14 protein-coding genes and 1 pseudogene are annotated in these 24,101 nt (G+C 46.5%); 7 read left to right on the top strand and 8 right to left on the bottom strand.

What is annotated here, in order from left to right:
- The first annotated feature begins 194 nt into the window (after window positions 1-194).
- Both QFZ81_RS30185 and QFZ81_RS37540 read left to right on the top strand, forming a co-directional pair.
- Window positions 195-9,872 carry a glycoside hydrolase gene (locus QFZ81_RS30185; RefSeq protein WP_307605698.1) on the top strand — a complete coding sequence of 3,226 codons (9,678 nt, stop codon included), beginning with the start codon at window positions 195-197 and terminating at the stop codon, window positions 9,870-9,872.
- 68 nt (window positions 9,873-9,940) lie between these two features.
- Window positions 9,941-10,087 (top strand): annotated as a pseudogene (locus QFZ81_RS37540) (S-layer homology domain-containing protein); the annotation flags it as partial.
- 72 nt (window positions 10,088-10,159) lie between these two features.
- On the opposite strand, the gene QFZ81_RS30180 reads toward QFZ81_RS37540, so the two are convergent.
- On the bottom strand, window positions 10,160-12,757 hold the full coding sequence (locus QFZ81_RS30180; protein WP_307605697.1) for a PAS domain S-box protein: 2,598 nt from the start codon (window positions 12,755-12,757) through the stop codon (window positions 10,160-10,162).
- A 163-nt stretch (window positions 12,758-12,920) separates the two neighbouring features.
- A complete protein-coding gene (locus QFZ81_RS30175; protein ID WP_307605696.1) occupies window positions 12,921-13,811 on the bottom strand; it encodes a LysR family transcriptional regulator in 891 nt (296 codons plus the stop codon).
- Between the two features lie 175 nt (window positions 13,812-13,986).
- Here QFZ81_RS30175 and QFZ81_RS30170 point away from each other — a divergent pair, with 175 nt between their 5' ends.
- Genes QFZ81_RS30170 through QFZ81_RS30150 form a run of 5 tightly spaced genes read left to right on the top strand, consistent with a single transcriptional unit; the run spans window position 13,987 to window position 18,779 of the window.
- Window positions 13,987-15,366 carry a GntP family permease gene (locus tag QFZ81_RS30170; protein ID WP_307605695.1) on the top strand — a complete coding sequence of 460 codons (1,380 nt, stop codon included), beginning with the start codon at window positions 13,987-13,989 and terminating at the stop codon, window positions 15,364-15,366.
- 24 nt (window positions 15,367-15,390) lie between these two features.
- The gene (locus QFZ81_RS30165; protein ID WP_307605694.1) at window positions 15,391-16,176 is read left to right on the top strand and encodes a 3-hydroxybutyrate dehydrogenase; all 786 of its coding nucleotides are present in this window, start codon (window positions 15,391-15,393) and stop codon (window positions 16,174-16,176) included.
- A gap of 41 nt (window positions 16,177-16,217) precedes the next feature.
- A complete protein-coding gene (locus tag QFZ81_RS30160; protein WP_307605693.1) occupies window positions 16,218-16,925 on the top strand; it encodes a CoA transferase subunit A in 708 nt (235 codons plus the stop codon).
- The gene (locus QFZ81_RS30155) at window positions 16,922-17,602 is read left to right on the top strand and encodes a 3-oxoacid CoA-transferase subunit B (protein ID WP_307605692.1); all 681 of its coding nucleotides are present in this window, start codon (window positions 16,922-16,924) and stop codon (window positions 17,600-17,602) included. Before QFZ81_RS30160 ends, QFZ81_RS30155 begins: the two co-directional genes overlap by 4 nt.
- On the top strand, window positions 17,595-18,779 hold the full coding sequence (locus QFZ81_RS30150; protein ID WP_307605691.1) for an acetyl-CoA C-acetyltransferase: 1,185 nt from the start codon (window positions 17,595-17,597) through the stop codon (window positions 18,777-18,779). Before QFZ81_RS30155 ends, QFZ81_RS30150 begins: the two co-directional genes overlap by 8 nt.
- Window positions 18,780-18,870: 91 nt before the next feature.
- Here the strand turns inward: QFZ81_RS30150 and QFZ81_RS30145 are convergent, their stop codons facing one another.
- The 6 genes from QFZ81_RS30145 to QFZ81_RS30120 all read right to left on the bottom strand — a co-directional run bounded on the left by QFZ81_RS30145 (window position 18,871) and on the right by QFZ81_RS30120 (window position 24,050).
- Window positions 18,871-19,770, bottom strand: a complete 900-nt coding sequence (locus QFZ81_RS30145; RefSeq protein WP_307438541.1) for a fumarylacetoacetate hydrolase family protein — start codon at window positions 19,768-19,770, stop codon at window positions 18,871-18,873.
- Window positions 19,771-19,813: 43 nt separating this feature from the next.
- Window positions 19,814-20,593 (bottom strand): SDR family NAD(P)-dependent oxidoreductase, encoded by a 780-nt coding sequence (locus QFZ81_RS30140; protein WP_307438543.1) that lies wholly within the window; start codon window positions 20,591-20,593, stop codon window positions 19,814-19,816.
- A gap of 12 nt (window positions 20,594-20,605) precedes the next feature.
- The gene (locus QFZ81_RS30135) at window positions 20,606-21,355 is read right to left on the bottom strand and encodes an IclR family transcriptional regulator (protein ID WP_307438546.1); all 750 of its coding nucleotides are present in this window, start codon (window positions 21,353-21,355) and stop codon (window positions 20,606-20,608) included.
- A 442-nt stretch (window positions 21,356-21,797) separates the two neighbouring features.
- Window positions 21,798-22,478: a TIGR00266 family protein gene (locus QFZ81_RS30130; RefSeq protein ID WP_307438549.1), complete on the bottom strand. Its 681-nt coding sequence runs from the start codon at window positions 22,476-22,478 to the stop codon at window positions 21,798-21,800.
- A 34-nt stretch (window positions 22,479-22,512) separates the two neighbouring features.
- The gene (locus QFZ81_RS30125) at window positions 22,513-23,712 is read right to left on the bottom strand and encodes an MFS transporter (RefSeq protein WP_307438550.1); all 1,200 of its coding nucleotides are present in this window, start codon (window positions 23,710-23,712) and stop codon (window positions 22,513-22,515) included.
- A gap of 98 nt (window positions 23,713-23,810) precedes the next feature.
- A complete protein-coding gene (locus QFZ81_RS30120) occupies window positions 23,811-24,050 on the bottom strand; it encodes a hypothetical protein (RefSeq protein ID WP_307605690.1) in 240 nt (79 codons plus the stop codon).
- Between the last annotated feature and the right edge of the window lie 51 nt (window positions 24,051-24,101).

The following is a 24,101-nucleotide window of genomic DNA, read 5'->3' as shown; positions in this document are numbered from 1 at the left end:
AACGAAGCTATAAAGGAATTTGAAGGAGGGCCAACCATTGCAATTATCCAAAATGAAAGAAGCTGGTCATCCAACTTTCACCGGAAGCACTGAGGTAAACACAAGTTAATATACGACTGCTTTTTAGGCCTCATTACTACTACACGCAGCGAGCGAAATTGCTTTTCGAAGTTATAGCCCGAAGGAGGATAAAGATGTTAAAACGCACCCTGGCAATGATCACTTCCGTTCTGGTAGCGGCCAGTCCGATTGCACCGACTGTAACACATGCTGCAGATGTTAACAGGACTTTAGTGAACATCAATGCAAGTTCAACTTTTCAAACCATTGACAACTTTGGCGCTTCAGACGCGTGGTCCATGGATCCAATTGGAAAGGAATGGTCTGAAAGCAACAAAGAGAAGATTGCTGATTTATTATTTTCACAGGACAAGGGAATCGGCTTATCGAGCTGGCGGTTTAATATTGGAGCCGGTTCTAACGATACGGATGAAAGTATCATTACGATCCCTTGGAGAAGGGCGGAAAGCTTTAAGAAAGATGAGAGTAGTGCTTATGATTGGTCGAAGCAGGCGGGCCAGCAATGGTTTTTGAAAGCTGCAAATGATAGGGGTGTCAAAGATCTTATTGCATTTGTGAACAGCCCGCCGGTTTGGATGACCAAAAACGGACATGCACAGCCGGATGCTACCGTCGGCTCTACGAATCTTAAATCGGGTTATGAAGGCAAGTTCGCCGGATTTTTGACGGATGTTATGGATCATTTCGACAAATCAGGCATTCATTTTAATTATATCAGCCCTATAAACGAACCTACGTGGGATTGGAATGGAGCCGGTCAAGAGGCGAATCGCTATAACAACACGGACGTGATCAATGTCATTAATAGCCTTTATGCGGAGCTCCAGAATAAGAATATTACGACCAAAATCAGTGCTCCGGATGGCGTCGAAATCCTGTCCCTGCTTGACGATGCCAAATATGCGCAATTTATGGCCACCTCCCAAAATCCTAACGATAACAAACTGCAATATCAGGGAGGAAGCAATAAATTAAATGTAGGCAAGTTCCGGGAATATATAAAGGATCTTCTGGGCAACCCTGAAATAGCTTCCAAAATCAGTAACAAAATCGCTTCCCATTCCTATTGGTCAGATACGGTTTCGGATCGGAATGGGGACCGCTTGGGGGAATTGCGGAAGCTGCTGTGGGAGAATCTTCAAAGCACCTTGCCGGGTTCCTCCTACTGGATGAGTGAACATTGCATCCTAGGCGATGTCGGGGAAATGCAGGGGAACGGCAGGGACTTGGGCATCGATCCTGCACTTTTGATAGCGCGTACGATTCATTATGATCTGTCTGTTGCGAATGCATCCGCTTGGCAATGGTGGACGGCTGTATCCAAAGGAGATTATAAAGATGGGCTGATCTATACGGATTACGGTATGCCGGGAGACGAGCAATCGATCTATTCTTCCAAAATGTTATGGGCGCTCGGGAACTATAGTAAATTTATTCGTCCAGGCGCTAAGCGGATAGCCATGACCGGATTGGCGGAGAATGATCCCAAGGGGCTGATGGGGTCGTCTTATTTGCATGAGGGCAATAATAAAATGACTTCCGTCTTCGTGAACTACACCAATGAGGACAAGCCGGTTACTGTTCAATTGAATCAGTTGCCGGAAGGAAAAAAAGTATATCATCTTACGCCGTATGTGACGAACGCAAATGAAAGTTTGGCTCAGCATGACATGGTAACGGCCGATGCAGACGGTGCTTTCCAATATACCATTCCTGCAAGGTCTATTGTTACGTTGGACGGCAGCTATGCGGCGGCAAATCAAGCACCGGAAAAACCGGGTATTGATTCGGTCAAGTCCTTGAATAAAGCAGCAGAAATCAAGATAAACGACGTTTCAAAAGCCGAAAGCTACAAGATCGTCTACGGTACATCCCCGGACAATATGAATAGGACAGCCGGTCCCGTGACGGGTTCAAACTACACGCTCCTTGGCCTGGAGAATAATTCGATCTATTATATCGCGGTAATAGCCGTGAACCATAACGGTGATAGTTCTCCTTCGGACACGGTATCCGTGACGCCGAAGCTGAGTCCGCCACAACAGGTTTCCGCTAATCCCACTGATGGAGGGGTGGAAATTCAATTTTCCGCTGATCCCAATGTTCCACATTATCTGGCAAAGTGGGGAACCTCCAGTGGTGCCTACAACGGAACCGTTGAAATCGCAGGTCAGGATGGCATATATAAAGGAACCCTTACAGGCTTAACCAACGGCAGTCCCTATTACGTGGCGATCCAGGCACAGGACGGAGTGGATACCAGCTCCTTGTCTCCGGAAATGATAGTTACTCCAACGATACAACCACCAAGTAAGCTGATTGCCATTCCAGGTGACGGCAAAGTTCAACTTGAATTCCCCGAGGTGCAAGGCGTCACCCAGTATTCTTTGGAGATGACGACGGAGAATGGGGCGCCAAACATCTTAGAGCTCCCTACGAATTCTGCAACTGTTGATCATCTGACCAACGGCCGAAGCTATTCCTTCCGAGTTTCTTCTGTTGGTGTAGGTGGGGTTGGTCAACCAACAGCGAACATTCAAGCAACGCCTCAAGCCGAAACCGTTACGTGGGAAGATGATTTCCAGAATTCTACTATGAATTCCTACAATCCGGACGTCAGTGTATGGAAAATGGAAAATGGTTTACTCAAGCATCAATCCGGAGGAGATAACCAAGGAGAGCTTTCCATCAAAAATATCAATATGATAGACGGCATGATCTCTGTTACGGCCAAACATTCAGAGTTAGGCGCTGATTGGGGAATCGTATTCCGCGGTACGGATTATAATCATGCCTATGCTTTTGGATTTGAGAACGATGCCCTTTTCTTGCGGAAGAATGGCACGAATATGACCAACTCGAAAGCCTTCTCGGCTAAGCTGAATCAACTGTACCCTTTAAAAGTTGTTTTGGATGGTCCGCATATTCAGGCATATCTGGATGGCGAGTTGATCTTTGATGTAATAGATTCCTCTTACAGCAGCGGTATGGTAGGACTGCATAGCTGGAGTAATGCGCAGTTTAGCTATTTAAAGGTTACCCGGGCGGATGGCTTGATGAAAGCTCCGGAGATCTACACCGTTCATATCGGCAACCATCGAATTGACCTGAAGTATGCGGAAGTCGATGGGGCAACCGCCTATACGGTACAATACGGCACATCACCCGATAACTTGCAGAATACATTGGCCGTAAGTGGTGGAAATGCGGCAGTAACCGGACTTAGTAATAATCAAGTTTATTATTTTAAGGTTGTTGCCATGAATGGCACCATTCAGACCGAATCAAGTGTAAAATCGGGTGCACCCCGCGATATCCAAGAACCGCAGCTGCTTTATTATGTGGATGCTGGAGACGGAAGTGCGGCTTTTTTAGAAGATGGAGAGTCTTTTGGGGCCTTCAACGGAGTGGAGGATCAAGCCTACGGGGTGGATCCGGTTACCGGGAATATGTGGGGCTATGTAGCAGACGGTGATTCCACTTGGGCCCGAACAGACGCCACCAGCAATTTCGAGACCATTCGGCAATATGACGGGAACGACTTGAATAAAGGGCTTGCCTATAAATTCAATCTTCCCAATGGGGCGTACCGGGTTACAGTCGGATTTTTCGATCCTTGGTCTGATATTAACCGCAAGATGGATTTGACCATTAACGGGATAACGACGTTAACTGATTATGTCATTGGCATTGGCCAGGAAGTAAAGCAGTTTGACTCCATCCATGTGTCGAATGGTCAGCTTGAAGTGAAGGTTCTCAAGAAGGCCGGCTCCAAGCCTATGCTAAGTTGGATCAAGGTAGAGAAGGAATTGTTGTATTATGTAGATGCCGGGGATTCAAGCCCTGATAAATTGGAAACAGGCGAGGAGTTTGGTGTCCGGAACGGCGGGGAAGATCAGGCCTATCAGGAAGATCCTTTGACTGGATACAAGTGGGGCTATGATGCCGATGATTCTCAAACCTGGGCAAACCAAAATGAGGATCGCTGGAACAGCATTCGCCAGTACGATGGCAATACAAACGGCAAAGGTTTAAGCTATCGATTTGAAGTGCCGAGCGGTCTGTATAATCTGGATCTGGGTTTCGATGATCCCTGGGATAGTTCCGACCGAGTAATGGATCTTGAAGTAGAGGGACAAAAAGTCCTTACTAACTACTTGGTCGGATCGGGTCAAGACGTGAAACGGGTAGTGGGCATTTCCGTTACGGATGGAGTGCTTGACGTAAAGATCACGAAACAAGGAAACAGTAAGCCGCTTATCAGTTGGCTCATGGTTCAGCATGATAACGGCATTCCCGTTCAACCGGTTATCAAACGCGTAGCTGAAGGGAATTCCCAGGTTACCCTGTATTTTGACGAGACCCTTAATGCCGCCTACGACATTGCTTATGGCACAGATGAAGGGAATCTTGCCAATCATGTTTCTGTACCGGGAAATGTCAATCATTATACGGTAGAGAACCTGACGAACGGCACACCGTATTATTTTGGGATGACAACGGTTAGAGGGGACTTGTCCAGCGCCATATCCATTGTGAAAACATCGACTCCTGTGGGCCCTGCGGACCCTAATCTTTACTATTTTGTTGATGCAGGGGCGACGGCCGTTCAAAACGGAGTTACACTCGGTGTGAAACAATCGGTTCCTGATCAGACTTTTGGAGCGGACCCCATCTCCGGAAAAACCTGGGGATACGTTGCGGACGACGGAAAAACCTGGGCCAAGAGTGATGAAACAGATCCTTATCTGTCGATTCGCCAATATGACGGAACTGATAACGGAAAGGGAATCGCTTATAAATTTGAAGTTCCACACGGAACTTATACCGTACAAATGGGTTTTGACGACCCTTGGGACTCGTCATCCCGTTTGATGGACATCTATATTCAAAACGAGCTCAAACTTCAAAATTATTTGGTTGGCGACAAGCGGGAGTTCAAGGAATTTACTGTGGACGTGGATACGGACCAGCTTGACGTAAAGCTGGTTAAGGCAGGCTCCGACAAGCCTGCTGTAGGTTGGATTTCCGTCCGTTATGTGAAACCACTTCCAGAACCGGTCGATACAAGTCCTAAGCTTTGGTACAAATTCAACGAGGGCAGCGGGACAACGGTTAACGATTCTACCGGAAACGGCCATACTGGTACACTGAGTCAAGGCGCCTCATGGGGAACAGCAAAAAATGGCAGTGGTGCTGTCACGCTGAACGGAAGCAACGGCTTCGTACAGCTGCCAAATGGGATTCTGGCTGATATAACGGATGTCACGGTGGCAACGAATGTGTTTATCGATCCAACAATCAGCAATCCTTACTGGATCTTTACGTTTGGTTCAGCCGAGGACCCTGGTTCGGCTTCTGGTACGAAATATTTTGGTATGCTGACTGATGGAGGCGGCAATTCCCGTGTCAGCATCACGAATGACAGATGGTCCGCGGAACAGAACGCAGCGAAGGGGTCTTCCATCTCCAAGGGCGTGTGGAAGAATGTCGCTGTGACCTTATCCGGCACAACCATGACTTTCTATGAGGATGGGAGCAAGATTGCCGAAAAATCGAACGTAACGCTGTCTCCCAAGGATATGGAAGCGACTATAGCCAACTATATCGGCAAGCCTGCTTATCCCGCAGATCATTACTTGAAAGGGCAGATTTCGGATTTTCGCTTATATAACCGTGCCTTATCTGCCGATGAAATTAAGCATGTATGGATCGAGTCTCTGACCGACAGCGAGGCGGTTCAGGCGGTTAAAGAAGGGCTTAGTCTCGGCGATACTACGACTGTGGTCAGCAACTTGACACTCCCGACTACCTATGCAGCCGGAGTGAATATAACATGGAGCTCCGATCGTACGGATCTTATTGCTATTGATGGCAAAGTGACCAGGCCGTTAGACACAGATACAACTGTTCATTTAACAGCAAGTATCACTAAAGGGTCTGCGACGGACACTAAGACCATTGCGGTAACCGTTTTGAAAGCAGGAGATGTGGTAGGACTGGATTCCCAATCTTATGTGTTGTTCTTTAACCAAACACACAAGACGATAGTCACTGTAACCCATGCAGATGGGTCCGTGGAAGATGTTACGGGTACAGCAACGTTTGAATCCTCGGATCCGAACGTCGCCGAAGTGGACGGTTCGGGAATAGTGACCGGGCTCCATAAAGGGACCGCAGTTATTAAGGTTGCTTACAATGGAGAGACATACCAAGCGACTGTAACGGTAAAAAATGAAATGCTGCTTTGGTATAAACTGGATGAAACCAGCGGTACTTCTGCTATTGACTCATCGGGGAATGGGAATGACGGTGTACTCAAAGACGGCGCAACCTGGGGACAAGGAATTGGAGGCACCTCCCTTCAATTAGGCGGTGGTTATAATGGCGCATATGTGCAAATGCCGAATAACCTTCTCCAGGGGGTTGAGGATTTAACGATATCGGCCTTCATGAAGATGGATGCAACTGCGGCGGCGCCGCAATGGTTGGCGACATTCAGCAACACGAACAATGGATACATCTACTTCGCGCCGACGCTGAGCGGCAGGTTCAGATACTCCATCACGCCTACGAATTGGAGCGGAGAGAGTGGCGTAGCCAGCAGTTCGATTCCTGTCAATTCTTGGAGGCAGGTCGCGGTGACCTATTCTTCCTTGACAGGTACCGCCACCTTGTTTGTGGACGGGGTTGCTGTACAAACCAATGTGATTTCAAAAAAACCGAGCAGTCTGGAACCGACCAATGCCAACTTTATCGGTAAGCCGTGGCCTAATTATGGCGACCCTTATTTTAAAGGCAATGTCAGCGACTTCCGCTTATACAACAGAGCATTGGACGCATCGGAAATTCAGGCGATCTATGGAAGCAAGCTGAGCGATATGTTTTTAACAGATCAGATGGACCTGACGCTCGGGGATACCAGCGCTGTACAAGACAACTTGACGCTCCCGACCAGAGGTTTGTATGGAAGTGCCATCACCTGGACTTCGAGCAATGAAGCTGTGGTCAATAGTCAGACAGGTAAGGTAACACGTCCTGCAGCTGTCGCCGGTAACGCAACGGTAACGCTGACGGCGACCATCAGTAATGGCCAATCAACAGCAACCAAAACCTTTACTGTAACCGTCATTAAGCAGCTTGCAGATGCTGAGAAATTAAAACACGATGCTGAGAACCTGACGGTACATAACATTAACGATGTCCGCGACAATCTGACATTGCCTGTAAAAGGTGACTACGGCTCCTTGATTTCATGGTCCTCTGAGGATCCTGCCGTTGTTACACCAACCGGTGAGGTGAAACGTCCCGCAGCAGGTACCGGAGATGTGGAAATCAAATTAACGGCAACGCTCAGGATGAATGATGAGGTTCTTACCAAAGCGTTCTCGGCACATGTCAAGATGTTGCCCGCCAAGCCGAATTATGCAGGCTATCTGTTTGCCTACTTTATCGGCGAAGGCACGAAAGATGGTGAACAGCTCTACCTGGCATCGAGTAATGGGAATGATCCGCTGCACTGGAACAATTTGAACAGCGGCAAACCTGTATTTACCTCTCACTTGGGTGAGAAAGGGGTTAGAGATCCCTCTATTGTTAGGTCACCGGATGGTGATAAGTTCTACATGATCGCAACAGATCTAAATATTAATAACAACGGAGATTGGACCCGGGCTCAAACAACAGGCAGCACTTCCCTGTTGATCTGGGAATCTTCGGACCTGATTCATTGGTCCAACCAAAGGCTGGTTAAGGTATCTTCCGATTTGGCAGGAAATACTTGGGCACCGGAAGCGTTCTATGATAAAACGACTGGAGAATATGTGGTATTCTGGGCATCGAAGATCTACAGTGATGCCACTAAGTCGGGCAGTCCGAACGAAAGAATGATGTACGCGAAGACGCGGGATTTTTATACTTTTACGGAAGCCCAAGAGTATTACAACCCCGGTTATTCGGTCATTGATACAACGATGATTGAAAACAACGGGAAGATTTACAGATTTACCAAGGATGAACGTGATTTAAACGCTGCCACTTCACCTAACGGCAAGATGGTATTCGAGGAATCAGGCAACTCCATTTTCGGCAACTTCACCATGATTAAAGAAGGAATCGGGAAAGGGAGCATTCCTGCGGGAGAAGGACCGCTGGTTTTCAAGGCTAACGGAGAAAATAAATGGTATCTGTTTATCGATTATTTTTCCGGTGGGGGCTACAAGCCTTTCTACACCACTGATTTGGATTCCGGCATATGGACCCCGGTTTCAAGCGGATACAGCCTCCCGATACCGACGCCGAGGCATGGAACGGTGCTGCCGATCACAGCGGAAGAGTTGGCGAGAATCAATGGAACGCTACCGGTAGAAGTTGCACCTGTGGTTGGTGAAGTGACTAACGTGACGATGGATCAGCAGGCTCTCACGTTAATTCCGGGGCAGATGGCACAATTGAAGGCGACCGTTGTCCCCGATCTTGCAGGGAACAAGACCGTCCTGTGGTCAAGCAGCAATGAATCTGTTGCCAAAGTCAACAACACGGGAACCGTAACCGCAATCGGCAATGGAACTGCTACGATTACGGCGACCACGGTGGATGGTGGAAGGATTGCCACGGCTCAGGTTACGGTTCAGGAAGCAGGCACTGTACCTGTAATACCACCAACGACTACCGATGACGCTCCTGCCGGTTGGGTGAACAAAGACATTACGTTAACTCTCACGGCTAGTGACAACGGCTCTGGCGTAGCCGGCACCTACTACACCATGGATGGCGGTGTAGAGCAACAAGGCACCTCCGTTGCCATCACGGCCGAGGGCAATCATACGATCTCGTATTGGAGTGTTGACAAGGTAGGCAACGCCGAATCCCCCCATTCGGCGGTTGTACAGCTGGATAAAACTTCCCCAACCATCACAGGCGCTCCGACGACCAGCGCAAACGCGAGTGGTTGGTACCCCAGTAATGTGACGGTTCATTTCACCTGTACGGATGCCTTGTCAGGTACTGTTAGCTGCGCGCAGGATAGCACCATCTCTACCGAGGGCGCTAACCAAAGGGTACAAGGAGATGCGGCGGACAGTGCAGGGAATACTGCTTCTGTTACAGTGAACGGTATTAACATCGACAAAACGGCACCGATAACGTCCGATAATGCTCCCGCAGGCTGGTCGAACAAAGACGTTACAGTAACGTTCGCGGCTAGCGACAACGGCTCTGGCGTAGCCGGCACCTACTACACCGTGGATGGCGGTGCAGAGCAACAAGGCACCTCCGTTGCCATCACGGCCGAGGGCAATCATACGGTCTCGTATTGGAGCGTTGACAAGGTAGGCAATATTGAGTCACCACATACGGCAGTAGTGCAAATTGATAAAACGGCACCTACACTGAATTTGGTTTTGGATAAAACTACTTTGTGGCCGCCAAATCATCAATTGATTATTGTGAAAGCAAATGTTGGCACCAATGATAGCCTTTCTGGAATCTCATCTATTGTTCTTACATCCATCACAAGCAACGAACCTGATAATGGGTTAAGTGATGGAGATCAGTCAAAAGACATCCAAGGCGCAAACATCGGTACATTGGATACTGAATTTATGCTTCGTGCTGAAAAATCTGACAATGATAACAATAACGATAACAACAACGATAACCAAAACGATAAAAATAAGGAAAAGGACAAAGGACGAATATACACCATCACCTATACAGCTATTGATTTTGCAGGAAATAAAACGACCAATACAGCGACCGTTAAAGTTTCTAATAACCAATCTAGCAAGTAAGGGTGGCGTAGCTGTAAGTATTTAAAAAAAGAAAATCGGAGGACAATCTTTACGGATTTGCGGACAGGTCAGAAGTCGCATCCTATGCGAAGCAAAGCGTAGCTACGCTAATCAAGAATGGAATTATCTACGGGGACGGCAGCAGAATCAATCCGCTCGGGAATGCAACGAGGGCAGAAACAGCAGTGCTTATGTATAGAATATACAACAAGTAGGCATTACTGGACCATTAGCATCATTATGCTAATGGTCTTTTTTGCGTATCATAGCATGAGTAATACGAAGCTTTAATGCGCAATCGGAAGACTTACCTCTATCGTTGTCCCTTTATTTTCCTCACTGAACACGGCGACTTCTCCGTGATGATTTTCTATAATCCTTTTACTGACCATGAAACCTAGTCCGGTTCCTTGTTCTTTTGTTGTGTAGAAGGGTTCTCCTAACTTAGAAAGAATGTATTCGGGAATCCCACACCCTTGATCGATAAAGCGAAGTAATATATGATTTTCATTTTTACTTGTTAATTGAATAACGATATTTCCGCCTTTGGGCATAGCTTCTATAGCGTTTTTAATAAAGTTAATACACACTTGTTTCAATTGATTTTCATCACACAGAATAGGGGGAATATCTGGATCAAACTTCGTGATGATTTGAACATTGTTGATAATGGCTTGCGTATCTAGTAGGGTGGTCACTTGTGCTAAGAGCATCCGAATGTCTTTACGTTCCGTTTGAATGATTTGAGGTTTTGCAAGAATTAATAGTTCACTCAGAATCATTTCAATTCGTTCGATTTCGGAGGCCATAATGTCCAAATACATTTTTTTCTCGACGATGCCAGATTTCATGAGTTGAACGAATCCTTTAATTGCAGTAATTGGATTGCGAATTTCATGAGCAATTCCTGCCGCTAATTGACCCGCAATGGATAATTTCTCTGACCTAATCAATAGCTCTTCCGCTTGCTTTTTGTCAGTGATATCCCTTAGGATCACAGCCCAACCATTAATATGTCCATTCTCACCCCGCATAGTGAAACTCGAAATCATAACCGTAAGAATAACGCCATCTTTTCTTTTTCTAATGGTTTCATATCCTTCAATGGCCTCAAAAGATTTAATTCTAGCCAGATTATGAACGACCTCTGGTTTAAGTTTAAGTGGAATGTTGGGTAAATCAAGTACATGGAGTCCAACAATTTCGGTCTCCGTCCATCCATACGTTTTTTCAAAGGCATGATTCAATCTTACTACTCTGTCTTCCAAATTAAGGATAAGAATCGGATCCACATTTCGATCAATAAAGGATTCAAGCTGGTCTTTCGCTGCTTTCAGTTCTTGCTCCGCACGTTTTCTTTCACTAATATCTCTTCCCACAGCTAATACTTTAACAATTTCCCTGTCTTCATTACGTATGATTTTTGCCGTTGTTTCAAACCAGACATAGTGTCCTTGTTTATGACGAACTCGGCAAGTAAAAGTATCCACATCTGATTTCAGCAGAATACCTGTATCGATAAAGGAAGCAACATCATCCGGGTGCCAGAACTCGATTGCGACTTTGCCCACATATTCAACAGGCTCATATCCAAGTAAAGCCTTAATGGCAGGGGAAACATAACGAATTACGCCATCAGGCGTTGCATACGAAATAATATCCTGCGCATTCTCTGAAATGAGTTGGTATAAATTTTGACTTTCTTCTAGCTTTTTCCACAATTCTTTTCGGTATGTGATATCACTAGCAATTCCGTAGACACCAATGACTTGCTGATTAACAAAGATCGGGACATTGGTCACATCGAAGGTCGTATGTCTCCCTGTCTTATTTATACCTGACGCCTCGTATCGCTGTGCAAAACCTTTTGTCGCTTGAATGAAATGATGCTCTACCTGTTCATAATCTGTAGGATCTACGACCGAACGAAAGTTTATCGGATTCTCTATCATTTCCTGTTTCGTATAACCCATCAGTTCTTCAAAAGATTGATTAATAGAGGTGTAGTTTCCCTCCAAATCCATTGAATAAATTAGATCCGGGTGATAGTCGAAAAGGGATTTATAACGCTGTTCGTTGTCCTGCAAGTTACGCTCTTTTTTGATTCGTTCGGTAATATCTCTGGAAACGACGATAATTTCTTTAAGCTCGCCTGTTTCTGAATCAAGAAGGGAGCTGCTAGTTGACTCGATCCAGATGTATCTTCCATCCTTTTTACGTATTCGAACGATCCTGTTAGAATGCTTGTCTGTTTGAAGGATAGCTATATGATCCTGATTTCCCATTTGGACATCTTCAGGATGAAGGAATTCATAACCTGACTTCCCGATCATTTCTTCAGGCGCATACCCAAGAACTTCATAACAGGAAGGAGATGCGTAGAGATAGGTTCCGTCAGGGTTGTGCATAGTAATGAAATCAAAAGCATGCTCCACAACGGATCGATAGCGTTGCTCTCTTTCTATTAAGAGGCGCTTTTTCTCCTGTATTTCGTTATAAGCGATCTTTCGATCGGTGATATTGATAACCTGAGATATGAAAAATAGGGGTTCTCCAGCTTTACTTTTTACTAAGGAGACCGTTATTTGTACCCATACAATCTCGCCCTCTTGCTTAATTAAACGTTTTTCCATTTGATATGATTCTCTCATACCTTCTATTAATTGGTTTCTAAACGCAAGGTCAAGGTCTAAATCATTGGGATGTGTCATTTCTTGAACGGTCTTAAGGAGTAATTCTTCCTCAGATAATCCTAAGATCGAGCAGACAGTTGAATTTGCTTTGATTACGCTCCCATTAATTGCTACGAGAACCATACCAATCGGAGCATACTGAAAGGCCTGGAAAAATAAGGTTTGATTCTCTAGCTGTTGCTCAATTAGCATTTCGTAACCCTCCCGTTATAACTCGATGTATGAGTTCTTCTATGGAATTGTTCTTTTCTCCTTCTAGCTTTATAAACAAATATCCAATTATAAAGAAGGCTCTCCATCTGGAGCGATGGAGAACCTATTTTGACTTATGTCGTTCGTAAACATCCAATCAGAGTCAGTTATCTGTTTCCGACAGCTCTTGGCTAAACGAAATAAACTCACGCATAGCGTAAGAGACGTAGTGATCCTTAGGCCAAATAATAACTAAATTCCATGAAATAGAAGGCTCTGTTAAAGGTAACGTAAGTACCTCCGGACAAGTGATTTTACTGCAAATCGTCTCGGGTATGATGGAAATACCTGCATTCGAAGCAACCATTTCAGCCAAAAGGTCCCACTGCGAGCTTTCGTAGACAACGGAAGGATCGAATCCTACGGATCGACAGGCATGAATGACATGGTTTCGAACGGCATAGCCGCTAGGAAACAGGATAAAGGGTTCATTTCTTAGCTGCAGCAGAGATACGCTGGATTGCTTAGCTAGCGGATGAGAACGATGGATGATGAGCGCTAATTTTTGATAGATAAAAGGCAAGGTTTCAAAGTTAGACGTGTCAATAGGTCCAACCACCACACCGAGATCAAGCTTTCGATTTTGCACAAGGTTTTCTACATTCTTAGCGCCTTCTTCGACAAGTTGGAAGTGGATATTAGGATGTTTAATTTGGAACTTTGCGATAACTCGTGTAAAGAAAACGGAACCAACTACTGGGGGCAACCCTATGGTTATGGTTCCTTTTTTTAGGTTGGAGACATCATCTAATAGGTGATGAAGATCATGGACAGCCTGAACGATGACTTGAATCTGTTTAACGGCGATTTCTCCCGAGTCCGTCAATTGAACATACTTGCCTGAACGATCAAATAAAGTAGCGCCCAGTTCTTCTTCTATATTTTTCACCATTTTACTCAGTGTTGGTTGTGTGAGGTGAAGGGTTTCGGCCGCTTTGGTAAAATTCATGTGTTTAGCAATTTCAAGCAGATAAGTTAACTGGCGTAAATCCAAAGGATCATCCCTCCCCGACCTATAGCATTTTTTCATGATTGTCATTCCAAATATGAATTTTACCTCTTGGGAATCTGCATGTAAACTGAAATTAATCCAAATGTAATTTAAATAGTTTATTCATACCAGACAAGTTGGAAGCGCTTTTACAAATGACTATAAAGGAGAACAGAACATGTTTATTGAGATTGTAGCGATTGTGTTATCCTTAGGCCTGCTGATGTTTTTTGCTTACAGGGGCTATCCGGTCATCGTGTTCGCACCTATTTTCACCTTGCTGGCCGTATTGATTTCGGGAATTGCTTTAATGCCGAGCTATACAGAAGTGTATATGGTGAACGCAGCGAATTATGTGAAAAACTTTTTCCCGATTTTCCTATTGGGAGCTGTGTTCGGTAAAGTGATGGAATTGAACGGTGCGGCATCCTCGATTGCGCAATCATTAGTGAAGGCATTGGGATCCAAGAGAGCGATGCTTTCGGTTGTTCTTGCTTGTGGTATCTTAACGTACGGCGGTGTTTCTTTATTTGTGGTAGCGTTTGCAGTGTACCCTTTCGCTGTTTCGATCTTCCGAGAAGCCAATATTCCAAAGAGATTGATTCCCGGTACGATTGCTTTGGGAGCGTTTACTTTTACGATGGATGCACTGCCAGGAACACCGCAAATTCAAAATATTATTCCTACAACTTATTTCGGAACGGATTCTTATGCGGCTCCAATTCTAGGTATTATCGGTGGTCTTATCGTATTTGGCTTAGGACTGTTCTGGTTGGAACGCAGACGCAAGCAAGCGGAAGCTGCTGGTGAAGGCTATGGTTTAGGACATAAGAATGAGCCTGAGGGGCTAGACAATCAGAAATATCCAAATCTTTGGGTGTCAATCATCCCATTGGTGCTGGTCTTGCTATTCAACTACTTGCTAAGTAGAGGTTTCTTAACGGTAAACAACTGGTATTCGGCTGAGCTTTTGAAAACGTTTAATATTGCCAACGTAAAAACGGTGTCGTCTTCCTGGGCATTGATCGTGGCTTTGCTCATTGGTATTCTTTCGGCAATCTGCATTAATGCGCGCGTTGTTCAAAGTAAATTGGCGGCGGGCTTGACGGCAGCAGCAATGGGGGCGCTGCTTGCAATTTTCAACACAGCATCTGAGGTAGGCTTCGGTAATGTTGTAAAAACCCTTCCAGGATTCAAAGCTATTCAGGGTTGGATTCTAGGCTTAAGTTCTCATCCGCTTATCTCTGAAGCCATTTCGGTCAATATATTGGCCGGCGTAACGGGCTCCGCATCAGGAGGGCTTTCCATCGCCTTGGAAGTCATGGGTAAGCAATATTTGGCCGCAGCAACCACAGCAGGGATTAGCCCGGAATTGTTACACCGAATTGCTTCGATGGCATCAGGCGGTATGGATACGCTTCCTCATAATGGTGCAGTCATCACACTTCTTGCCATTACAGGACTCACACATCGACAATCGTACAAGGATATTTTCGCCATCACGGTTATCAAAACAGTAACTGTTCTATTGCTCGCGATCATTTTGTCGATTTTTTAATAGTTCAAGATGGAGGTATACGCAATGACTAGGTTCTTGGAAAATAGAGTCGCTTTGATAACAGGGGCAGCAAGCGGTATTGGTCTTGAAATCGCTCGCACTTATGCACGGGAAGGAGCCAAGGTGGTCATTTCCGACATAAATGGTGAACAAGCGAATCTGGCTGCGCAGCAGTTGCAGCAAGAAGGCTTTGATGCTATAGGAGTCAAATGTGATGTAACGCAGGAACCGCAATTTGTCGAAGCTATTGAAACAGTGGTTCAAACCTATAAGCGGCTGGACATTCTAGTCAATAATGCAGGGCTGCAGCATGTTGCACCCATTGAGGATTTCCCCGTAGAAAAGTTTGAATTCATGATAAAGGTCATGCTGACAGGTGCTTTTATCGGAATTAAACATGCTTTCCCTATCATGAAGGAACAAGGCTTTGGCCGGATCATTAATATGGCTTCGATCAACGGAGTCATTGGATTTGCTGGCAAAGCTGCCTATAACAGCGCAAAGCATGGGCTGATCGGTTTGACGAAAGTAGCAGCACTCGAAGGTGCTCCCCACGGCATCACGGTGAACGCACTGTGCCCGGGATATGTTGATACGCCTCTTGTTAGAGGGCAGCTGCAGGACTTGGCGAAAACGCGTAATGTTCCTTTAGAAAGTGTTCTGGAAGAAGTTATTTACCCTTTGGTTCCACAAAGACGCCTCTTAGCTGTCGAGGAAATTGCGGACTATGCGATGTTAATTGCAAGCGATAAATTACGAGGTGTTACGGGAGCTTCCCTATTAATCGATGGCGGTTACACGGCGCAGTAGAGATAGATCAACCTAGGGATAGGAATAGGAGATGGATCATCATGAATAAAATATGTTCTTCCATGGAGGAAGCTGTAGCAGATATTCGTGACGGAGCCACTTTAATTGTTGGCGGTTTCGGACTTTGCGGGATTCCAGAGAATTTGATTGCGGCGCTTAAAGCGCAAGGGACCAAAGATTTATGCGTAGTTAGCAACAACTGCGGGGTTGATGATTGTGGACTAGGACTTCTGCTAGCCAATAAACAAATCAAGAAAATGATTTCCTCCTACGTGGGAGAAAACAAAACGTTTGAGCAGCAGTTCTTAAGCGGAGAACTCGAAGTGGAGCTGGTTCCACAAGGGACGCTTGCCGAACGAATTCGCGCTGGCGGAGCCGGCATTCCCGGGTTTTATACAGCATCGGGCGTAGGCACTTTAGTGGCAGAAGGCAAAGAGCACAAAACATTTGAAGGACGCACCTATTTGTTGGAAAAAGGGATTGTTGGTGATTTTGCCTTAGTCAAAGCTTGGAAAGCTGACACGCTGGGCAATTTGATTTTCCGCAAAACATCGCGCAACTTTAATCCGCTGGCAGCAGCAGCAGGAAAAGTGACGATCGTTGAGGTGGAAGAAATTGTGCAGGTAGGCGAGCTGAACCCGGACGATATTCATACGCCAGGTATTTATGTGCAGCGGATTGTGAAGGGTGCGTCCTATGAAAAACGGATTGAACGTCTCACCGTTCGAAGTAAGGAGGTATCGGTATGAAAAACGACCGTTCAACGATTATTAAGTGTGCCGTTGAGGAAATTCAAGAGGGCATGTATGTGAATTTAGGCATTGGCCTGCCTACGCTAGTCGCCAATTATATTCCCCCGGAAATGACAGTTATGCTGCAATCGGAAAACGGGCTTCTAGGCATCGGTGCCTACCCTTACGTAGGAGAAGAAGATCCGGATTTGATTAATGCAGGCAAAGAAACGATAACCGCTGTAGCGGGCGCTTCTTTTTTTGACAGCGCAGAATCGTTCGCTATGATCCGTGGGGGCCATATTGACTTGGCCATTCTTGGCGGTATGGAGGTAGCGGAGAATGGTGACCTTGCTAACTGGATGATTCCCGGAAAAATGGTGAAAGGGATGGGTGGCGCTATGGATTTGGTCAACGGCGCCAAACGGATCATTGTCATCATGGAACATGTGAATAAAGCAGGTGAGTCTAAGGTTAAAAAGGCATGCACCCTGCCACTGACAGGCAAAGGTGTAGTGAATCGTCTGATCACGGATTTAGCCGTTTTTGATTTTACTGAAGAGGGCATGGTGTTATCCAACATACAGCCAGGCGTCACGATGGAAGAGGTTCTTGCTAACACCGAAGCGCGTTTTACAATTAATCCTCTTCTTCAAAATGAACCTCAGTTGAGCAAAGGAGATCGTTATGAGTAGAGAGGTCGTCATCGTTAGCGCAGTTCGTACAGCCGTTGGCAGCTTTCAGGGAGCATTGGCGGACATATCCGCTCCGCAGCTGGGCAGTACGGTTATCCAAGAGGCTCTGAAGAGAGCTAATCTGGCTGACAGTCAAGTAGACGAGGTCATCATGGGTAACGTGCTTCAGGCTGGCCTTGGGCAAAACCCAGCCCGACAAGCTTGGCTGAAGGCAGGGTATTCGCAATTCGTTCCAGCGATGACGATTAACAAGGTGTGTGGTTCAGGCCTGAAGTCCGTCATGCTGGCGGCACAGTCTGTGAGCCTCGGAGATGCAGATATCGTGGTGGCTGGCGGTATGGAAAATATGACGCAGGCGCCCTATCTGCTGCCCGGGGCTCGTTCTGGCCTGCGGCTCGGTGACAGCACCATGGTGGATTCGATGATTCGGGATGGATTATGGTGCGCGATGTGCGACATCCACATGGGCATCACAGCCGAGAATATAGCGGAACATCATCGTCTTACACGTGCAGAGCAGGATGAGTTTGCTGCTTGGAGCCAGCTGAAGGCGGAACAAGCGATTGCATCCGGCAGATTCAAGGACGAGATAGTGCCTGTAGCCATTCCGCAAAGAAAAGGCGATCCGGTGCTATTCGCGCAAGATGAGTTTCCTCGGGCAGGTACAACAGCTGAAGTACTTGGTAAGCTCCGTCCTGCTTTCAAAAAAGAGGGCACGGTTACAGCTGGCAACGCTTCTGGCATTAATGACGGAGCCGCTGCGCTGGTTGTTATGTCCGCGGATAAGGCTAAGGAGCTTGGGCTTAAGCCCTTAGCTCGCATTAAGGGATATGCGAGTGCTGCCTTAGATCCATCCATGATGGGAATGGGACCCGTTAATGCCGTTAATAAACTGCTCCGTAAAACGGGAGTCCCACTCGATAGCGTTGATTTATTTGAGCTGAATGAAGCCTTTGCTTCGCAGTCATTAGTCGTTGGCCGCGAGCTGGGCATCCCACGGGAGAAATTAAATGTTAATGGAGGATCGATTGCCATTGGACACCCGATTGGTGCGAGCGGAGCCCGTATTCTGGTTACGCTGCTGCATGAGCTGGAGAAGAGAGATGGCAAGCTGGGTGTGGCTGCTTTATGTATTGGCGGCGGACAAGGCGTTGCTATGTTGGTCAAGCGAGGATAAATGGAAGAAGCAAAAGAGCAAGCCGCAGATCCTGCGGCTTGCTCTTGCTGTATAGATGAGCTTCTGGACCGTTTTAAAATGCGAAAGCTAGTTACTCGCTAACCATGCGATTAGTCAGGCTGCCTAATTTCTCAATAGAAATAGTCACCACATCACCGGCTTGCAAGTATACCCGCTTATCCACCGGATCCCCAAGCACGACCCCTTCAGGTGTACCTGTCAAAATAATATCGCCCGGATACAATGTCATATGCTGAGATATGTAGCTGACGATTTCGTTGCAGTGGAAAATCATATCTGCTGTGTTCGAGCTTTGGCGCACTTTGCCGTTGACCGTGGTGCTGATTTGCAGGTCATTCGGATTGCCGACTTCATCGGCGGTCACTAAATAAGGACCGAGTGGACTAAAGTCATCACACGATTTGCCAAGCAGCCATTGCGGGGTGCGCATTTGCAAATCACGCGCAGAAAGGTCATTCACACAGCAATAACCGTAAACGTGTTCCAAAGCTTGTTCTTTGGAGATATACTTGGCCTGCTTACCTATTACGATAACAAGCTCGGCTTCATAATCGACTTCCTTGGTCACACGAGGAAGAGCAACGTCATGCCCGTGTCCTGTAAGCGTATTATTAAATTTGTTGAAAAGAATAGGGAATTGCGGAATCGGGGCATTCGTTTCTTCGGCATGCTTGCGATAGTTAAGCCCTACGCAAATGATTTTATTAGGATGAGTAACGCAGGGGCCATACTCCAGAGTATCTTCGCTCAGCAGCAAGGAAGCACGATCAGCGTGTTCAAGGACTAGATGAACAAGCTGCTGCAGCGCGGCGTTAGCGGGAGTTCCGCCATTAATAGCTTCATGAATGGTGGACGGGACAATGAAAGCAGGTGACAGCTGTTTAACCGCTTGAACGACATCTAACACGCCAACCGCGGTTTGGACGCCAAGGGTTAGCTCATCATTTTTCTTAAAAGTAAGTAGTTTCATTCGAAAAACCTCCTGAATAAATGAATAATAGCAGACGTGCTTCTTATGCGTTCTTACCGAAAGTAACGCCTCCGTCAATATATAACGGTGAACCCATCATGAACTTGGAATCGTCTGAGGCGAGGAACAATGCTGCTAATGCGACGTCTTCCGGACGACCCATTTCGCTGCTTAGCTGTCTAGATTTCAAAGAGGCGATGGCAGCTTCAGGATCGTCATAAGAGGTACGGAGATAATTTTCAACGAATGGTGTTAAAATGGTCCCCGGCAGCAGCGCATTCACCCGAATGCCATAGGCGGCATAATCCACCTGCATCGATTTCGTCAATGCGAGAACAGCGCCTTTGGTAGCTGCGTAAGAAGCCCTGCGGGCTAGACCGATTTCCGCGATACACGAAGACATATTAATAATAGATCCGGCTTTACGCTCCATCATGTGGGGGATGACAAATTTGGATGGCAAGAATACGCCTTTTACATTAATGCTCATGATGCGGTCCCAAGCATCCGGCTCTAGCTCATGGAGTGCGCCGACTCCGCTGATCCCAGCGTTGTTGAAAAGCACGTCAATACGGCTATATGTCTGTATGATTTGCTCTACCATCTGTTTGACGGAGTCTTGCTCTGTAACGTCTGCCTGAATGAACTCAGCCGATCCACCCGAAGAGGTAATCGCTTCTACCGTTTCATTCCCTTTTGCAATGTCGAGATCATTTACGATGACTTGAGCACCTTCTTGGCCAAATAGAAGGGCGGTGCTCCGGCCGATGCCCGATCCGGCACCTGTAATGAGAATGACTTTGTCTTGAAGTCGTTTGGACATAGCTAGTCTCCTTTACTCAGAAAGTATGTGTGCTAGATTACAAATTTCTTCTATACAGGACTGCTTCTTTTGTTCCCATTGCAGAGACATCATGGAGCAGCTGACAGCGGCAATTACTTGGCCTTGGGCATTCCGGATCGGAGCCGCCGCGCAGCTAAAACCAAGCACGGCTTCTTCTAAGTCTAATGCATAGCCTTGTTGTCGGATTTGCTCTAAACTTTGCTTTAATGCTTGTAAAGAGGTAATGGAATGAACCGTTAAATGTGGAAATGGTTCTTGGTCAGAACGATAAAGCGAATCAATTTCTTCATCGCTCAGATTAGCCAGCATGACCTTACCGAGTGCGGTAGCATGTGCAGGTAAACGCATGCCTGGTTCGGAGGCTAGTCTTACCGGCGTAAGCGCTTCCTCTTTGGCGATATAAAGGACTTCCTTGCCATCTAATTTGGCAAGTTGGAACGATTCGCCCAGTCTCAGCTTGGACAAGGAAGCTTCCTTGTGGAAGGACTCATTCAAGTCTCGCTGCTGCATGGCGGCATGGCCGAAACGAGACAATTCTCTTCCTAACCGGTAGGTTTCTCCGGTTTCCTTTTCGATCCATCCCAAATTCTCCATAGTTAATAACAACGAGTACATCGAACTTTTGTTAATGGCGAGCGTTCGTGATAAGTCGATGAGTTTCAACTCACCGGGATGAATAGAGATTTCTTTGAGAATCAGGTGTGCACGTTCGATGGCCGGAACGCGGTATTTATCATCCAAGTTAGGGCCTCCTTAATCGTAAAGCGATCGTTCAAATACATTGCGTTTCTAGTGTGTGAGGTTTTGTATATAAAACCAAGTTTATGTGATAGAACCATTTTATCATATTATAAGTAAAAAAACGAGAACCCCCCGTGAGGAATTCTCGTTTTTTTCAGTTGATTCCATCGCGCCGAATCCTGGGCGCGCATTGTAGCGCCGCATGGCGGAGGTCAACCCACTTAGAATCAACATCGACAAACGCGCTCGTCCTTTTAGGACGACGGAGTTGTTATCCTCGATCGAAAAGATTAGGGATTTCCAAATTCTGTTAGGTAAATATTTTTATATCATCGACGAAGTTACTCCATCTGATTTAGCTCGCAAGTCACCCTAGATAAGAGGACGGATGCCATTGCACACTTATTTGCCATCAAGAATGAACTGCTTGGATGCCATACACTTATCTGCCACCTGGAATGAATTGCTTAATCCACCCGCCGAAACCCTGAGGGTTCCTCGTTTGAATAAGCACGACACCTTCGCCGCGGAAGCGGCAGACAACGCCCTCGCCGCTCGTCAAGCTGGATAACCAGCCTTTGGCCGCTTTTTCAATCGTATACTGCGTATAATCCGGCCAAGCAACGAGATGCCCGTTATCGATGATCACTTCTTGTCCTGGAGCTAGATTAATGGCATGAATAGCACCGTAAGAGGAAAGGAAGACGGTGCCTTTTCCGCTAATTTCAACGATGAAAAAACCCTCGCCAGACATAAAGCCGCTCATCAGGTTTTGCATTTTCGTATTCACCTGAATGCCGGATGTTCCAGCAAGAAAGCCATCTTTTTGCACATATAGCTTGTAGGATCCGTCTAGCTCTACGGCTTCAATATCGCCAATGACAGTAGGCGCCAGTAAAACCTCGCCCGATCCTCTGCTAGGAGTTAATTCTTGGAAGAAGAATTTCTCACCGCTCAGCATTCGGCCTAAACCTCGCATGAGACCGCCCTCTACGGTTCCCTTGAGTTCGATATTGGGGGACATAGAGACCATAGCTCCAGCTTCCGCCTTGATGTTCTCACCAGCTTCAAGCTCTACCTTCAACATAGGAAATGCGCCCTTATATAAAATTTCGTGTTTCATAGTCATCCTCCAATTTTTAAATGAAATGGTTGTTTTAAGCCGTTTTTAAATGGGGTTGATTGTCTAAACTGCGATTCGTATAGACGAATCCAGCACAGAGCAGTAAAATGCCCATCGTGACATAGAAGACGGACGTGAAACCGTATGCTGCCGCAAGATGGCTGCCAATTAAAGGGCCAATCAGATTGCCTAGGAACAGCGATGAGGTATTAAAGCCGTAAGCGGTCCCTTGAATCTGAGTAGGCGCCAGCTTCATAACCAGCGCGTTCAGAGAGGGAATCATGCCGCCGATGAACAGCCCAAGCAGGAATCTGCCGACTAAGAGCATGGTGATGCTAGTGGCAAAAGCCTGCGGGATGAAGGCAAGTGCTGCCATCGATAGGGCGATCACGAGTGTTTTGCGCTGACCGATACGGTCGCCGAGTCGCCCTAAGGATGGAGCGCCGAACAAGTTCGCGATGCCGGTAATCGCAACGATTAGACCAGCGAACAGCTCCAAGTGGCTTCCTGTATATAAGGTCTTCGCGTACACTGTCACAATCGGCTCGATGCTCATCATTCCGATTTGTGTGATCAAGGAAGCAGCGAAAACCGGGAGCAAAGGCCGAAACAGCCGCCAATCGGTACGCCGTCGTTCTTTTTTCTTAGAGGGAGGCTTACGCTCCTCTTTAATGAAAATCATGACGATGATGCTCGCGCAGAGCATGAGCCCTCCAGTGAAGAAGAACACATGGCTGTAGCCGAAGAAACCTGCCAGCAAGCCTCCAAGTAAAGGGCCGATTAGCGATCCGGCGATCGCCCCCGTTTGTAAAGTGCCGAGCGATTTGCCCGAATGCTCTGGCGGTGTAACGGAAGCTTGAAGAGACACCGCCATGGAGATGAAGCCGGAGAAGATACCGTTGAGCAGCCGCAGAGACAGCAGCTGCCAAGGTGACGTGACGATGCCCATGAGTGCTGTCACAATGGCCATCCCGAACCCGGCGCGAAGCAGCATGATTTTACGTCCGCGTCGATCCGCGATTGCGCCCCAGAGCGGCTGAGTGAGAAACGATGTGATGAACTGCGCAGCGACAATCCAGCCTGTCCAACGTACAATTTCGCCAAGATCTTGAACCCCGAGTTCTCCGATGTAGAGCGGTAGGAACGGAAGAACAAGATTCATACCGCACATAACGGAGAAATTAGCACCCCATAGAATCCATAGTGACTTTTTCCAATGTAAGGGGGTTGGCATGGTCGAAGGCTCCTTATCATTTTTTTCCAGTATAACATAAAAAGAGCTATCCCCAAGCGGTTATGGCCGCATGGAGGATAGCTGTACAGGAGAAGGTTTTATTGATTCATATTCGACATCATTGCGCCGAAGAAGAGTACAAAGAAAATAAAATAGAGACCGATTCCGATGAGAGCCCAGATTAAGCTTGCTTTGGCATAATTAGATTTCGTTGGGTTTTCTCCTTTACTGAATGCCCACACGAATAACATCACAATATTCACAAGTGGAATCGCAAGGAGCAGGATTATAATCATCCAATCTTTTACACTTAGGACAGGTGCATTTTGTTCTTCCATATCAAGTCAACTCCCTCTAAGTTATATAAGTTAACTGTATTTTGAAGTTAG

It is taken from the genome of Paenibacillus sp. V4I9 (assembly GCF_030817295.1).
Lineage (GTDB): Bacteria > Bacillota > Bacilli > Paenibacillales > NBRC-103111 > Paenibacillus_E.
This window is presented reverse-complemented; position numbering and strand designations above follow the sequence as displayed.

Excerpts from the sequence above, each read along its gene's own strand:
- QFZ81_RS30150 (WP_307605691.1), top strand. The coding sequence starts at position 17,595 with ATGAGTAGAGAGGTCGTCATCGTTAGCGCAGTTCGTACAGCCGTTGGC.
- QFZ81_RS30125 (WP_307438550.1), bottom strand. The coding sequence starts at position 23,712 with ATGCCAACCCCCTTACATTGGAAAAAGTCACTATGGATTCTATGGGGT.
- QFZ81_RS30170 (WP_307605695.1), top strand. The coding sequence starts at position 13,987 with ATGTTTATTGAGATTGTAGCGATTGTGTTATCCTTAGGCCTGCTGATG.
- QFZ81_RS30185 (WP_307605698.1), top strand. The coding sequence starts at position 195 with ATGTTAAAACGCACCCTGGCAATGATCACTTCCGTTCTGGTAGCGGCC.
- QFZ81_RS30180 (WP_307605697.1), bottom strand. The coding sequence starts at position 12,757 with ATGCTAATTGAGCAACAGCTAGAGAATCAAACCTTATTTTTCCAGGCC.
- QFZ81_RS30130 (WP_307438549.1), bottom strand. The coding sequence starts at position 22,478 with ATGAAACACGAAATTTTATATAAGGGCGCATTTCCTATGTTGAAGGTA.
- QFZ81_RS30165 (WP_307605694.1), top strand. The coding sequence starts at position 15,391 with ATGACTAGGTTCTTGGAAAATAGAGTCGCTTTGATAACAGGGGCAGCA.
- QFZ81_RS30160 (WP_307605693.1), top strand. The coding sequence starts at position 16,218 with ATGAATAAAATATGTTCTTCCATGGAGGAAGCTGTAGCAGATATTCGT.
- QFZ81_RS30145 (WP_307438541.1), bottom strand. The coding sequence starts at position 19,770 with ATGAAACTACTTACTTTTAAGAAAAATGATGAGCTAACCCTTGGCGTC.
- QFZ81_RS30120 (WP_307605690.1), bottom strand. The coding sequence starts at position 24,050 with ATGGAAGAACAAAATGCACCTGTCCTAAGTGTAAAAGATTGGATGATT.
- QFZ81_RS30140 (WP_307438543.1), bottom strand. The coding sequence starts at position 20,593 with ATGTCCAAACGACTTCAAGACAAAGTCATTCTCATTACAGGTGCCGGA.
- QFZ81_RS30155 (WP_307605692.1), top strand. The coding sequence starts at position 16,922 with ATGAAAAACGACCGTTCAACGATTATTAAGTGTGCCGTTGAGGAAATT.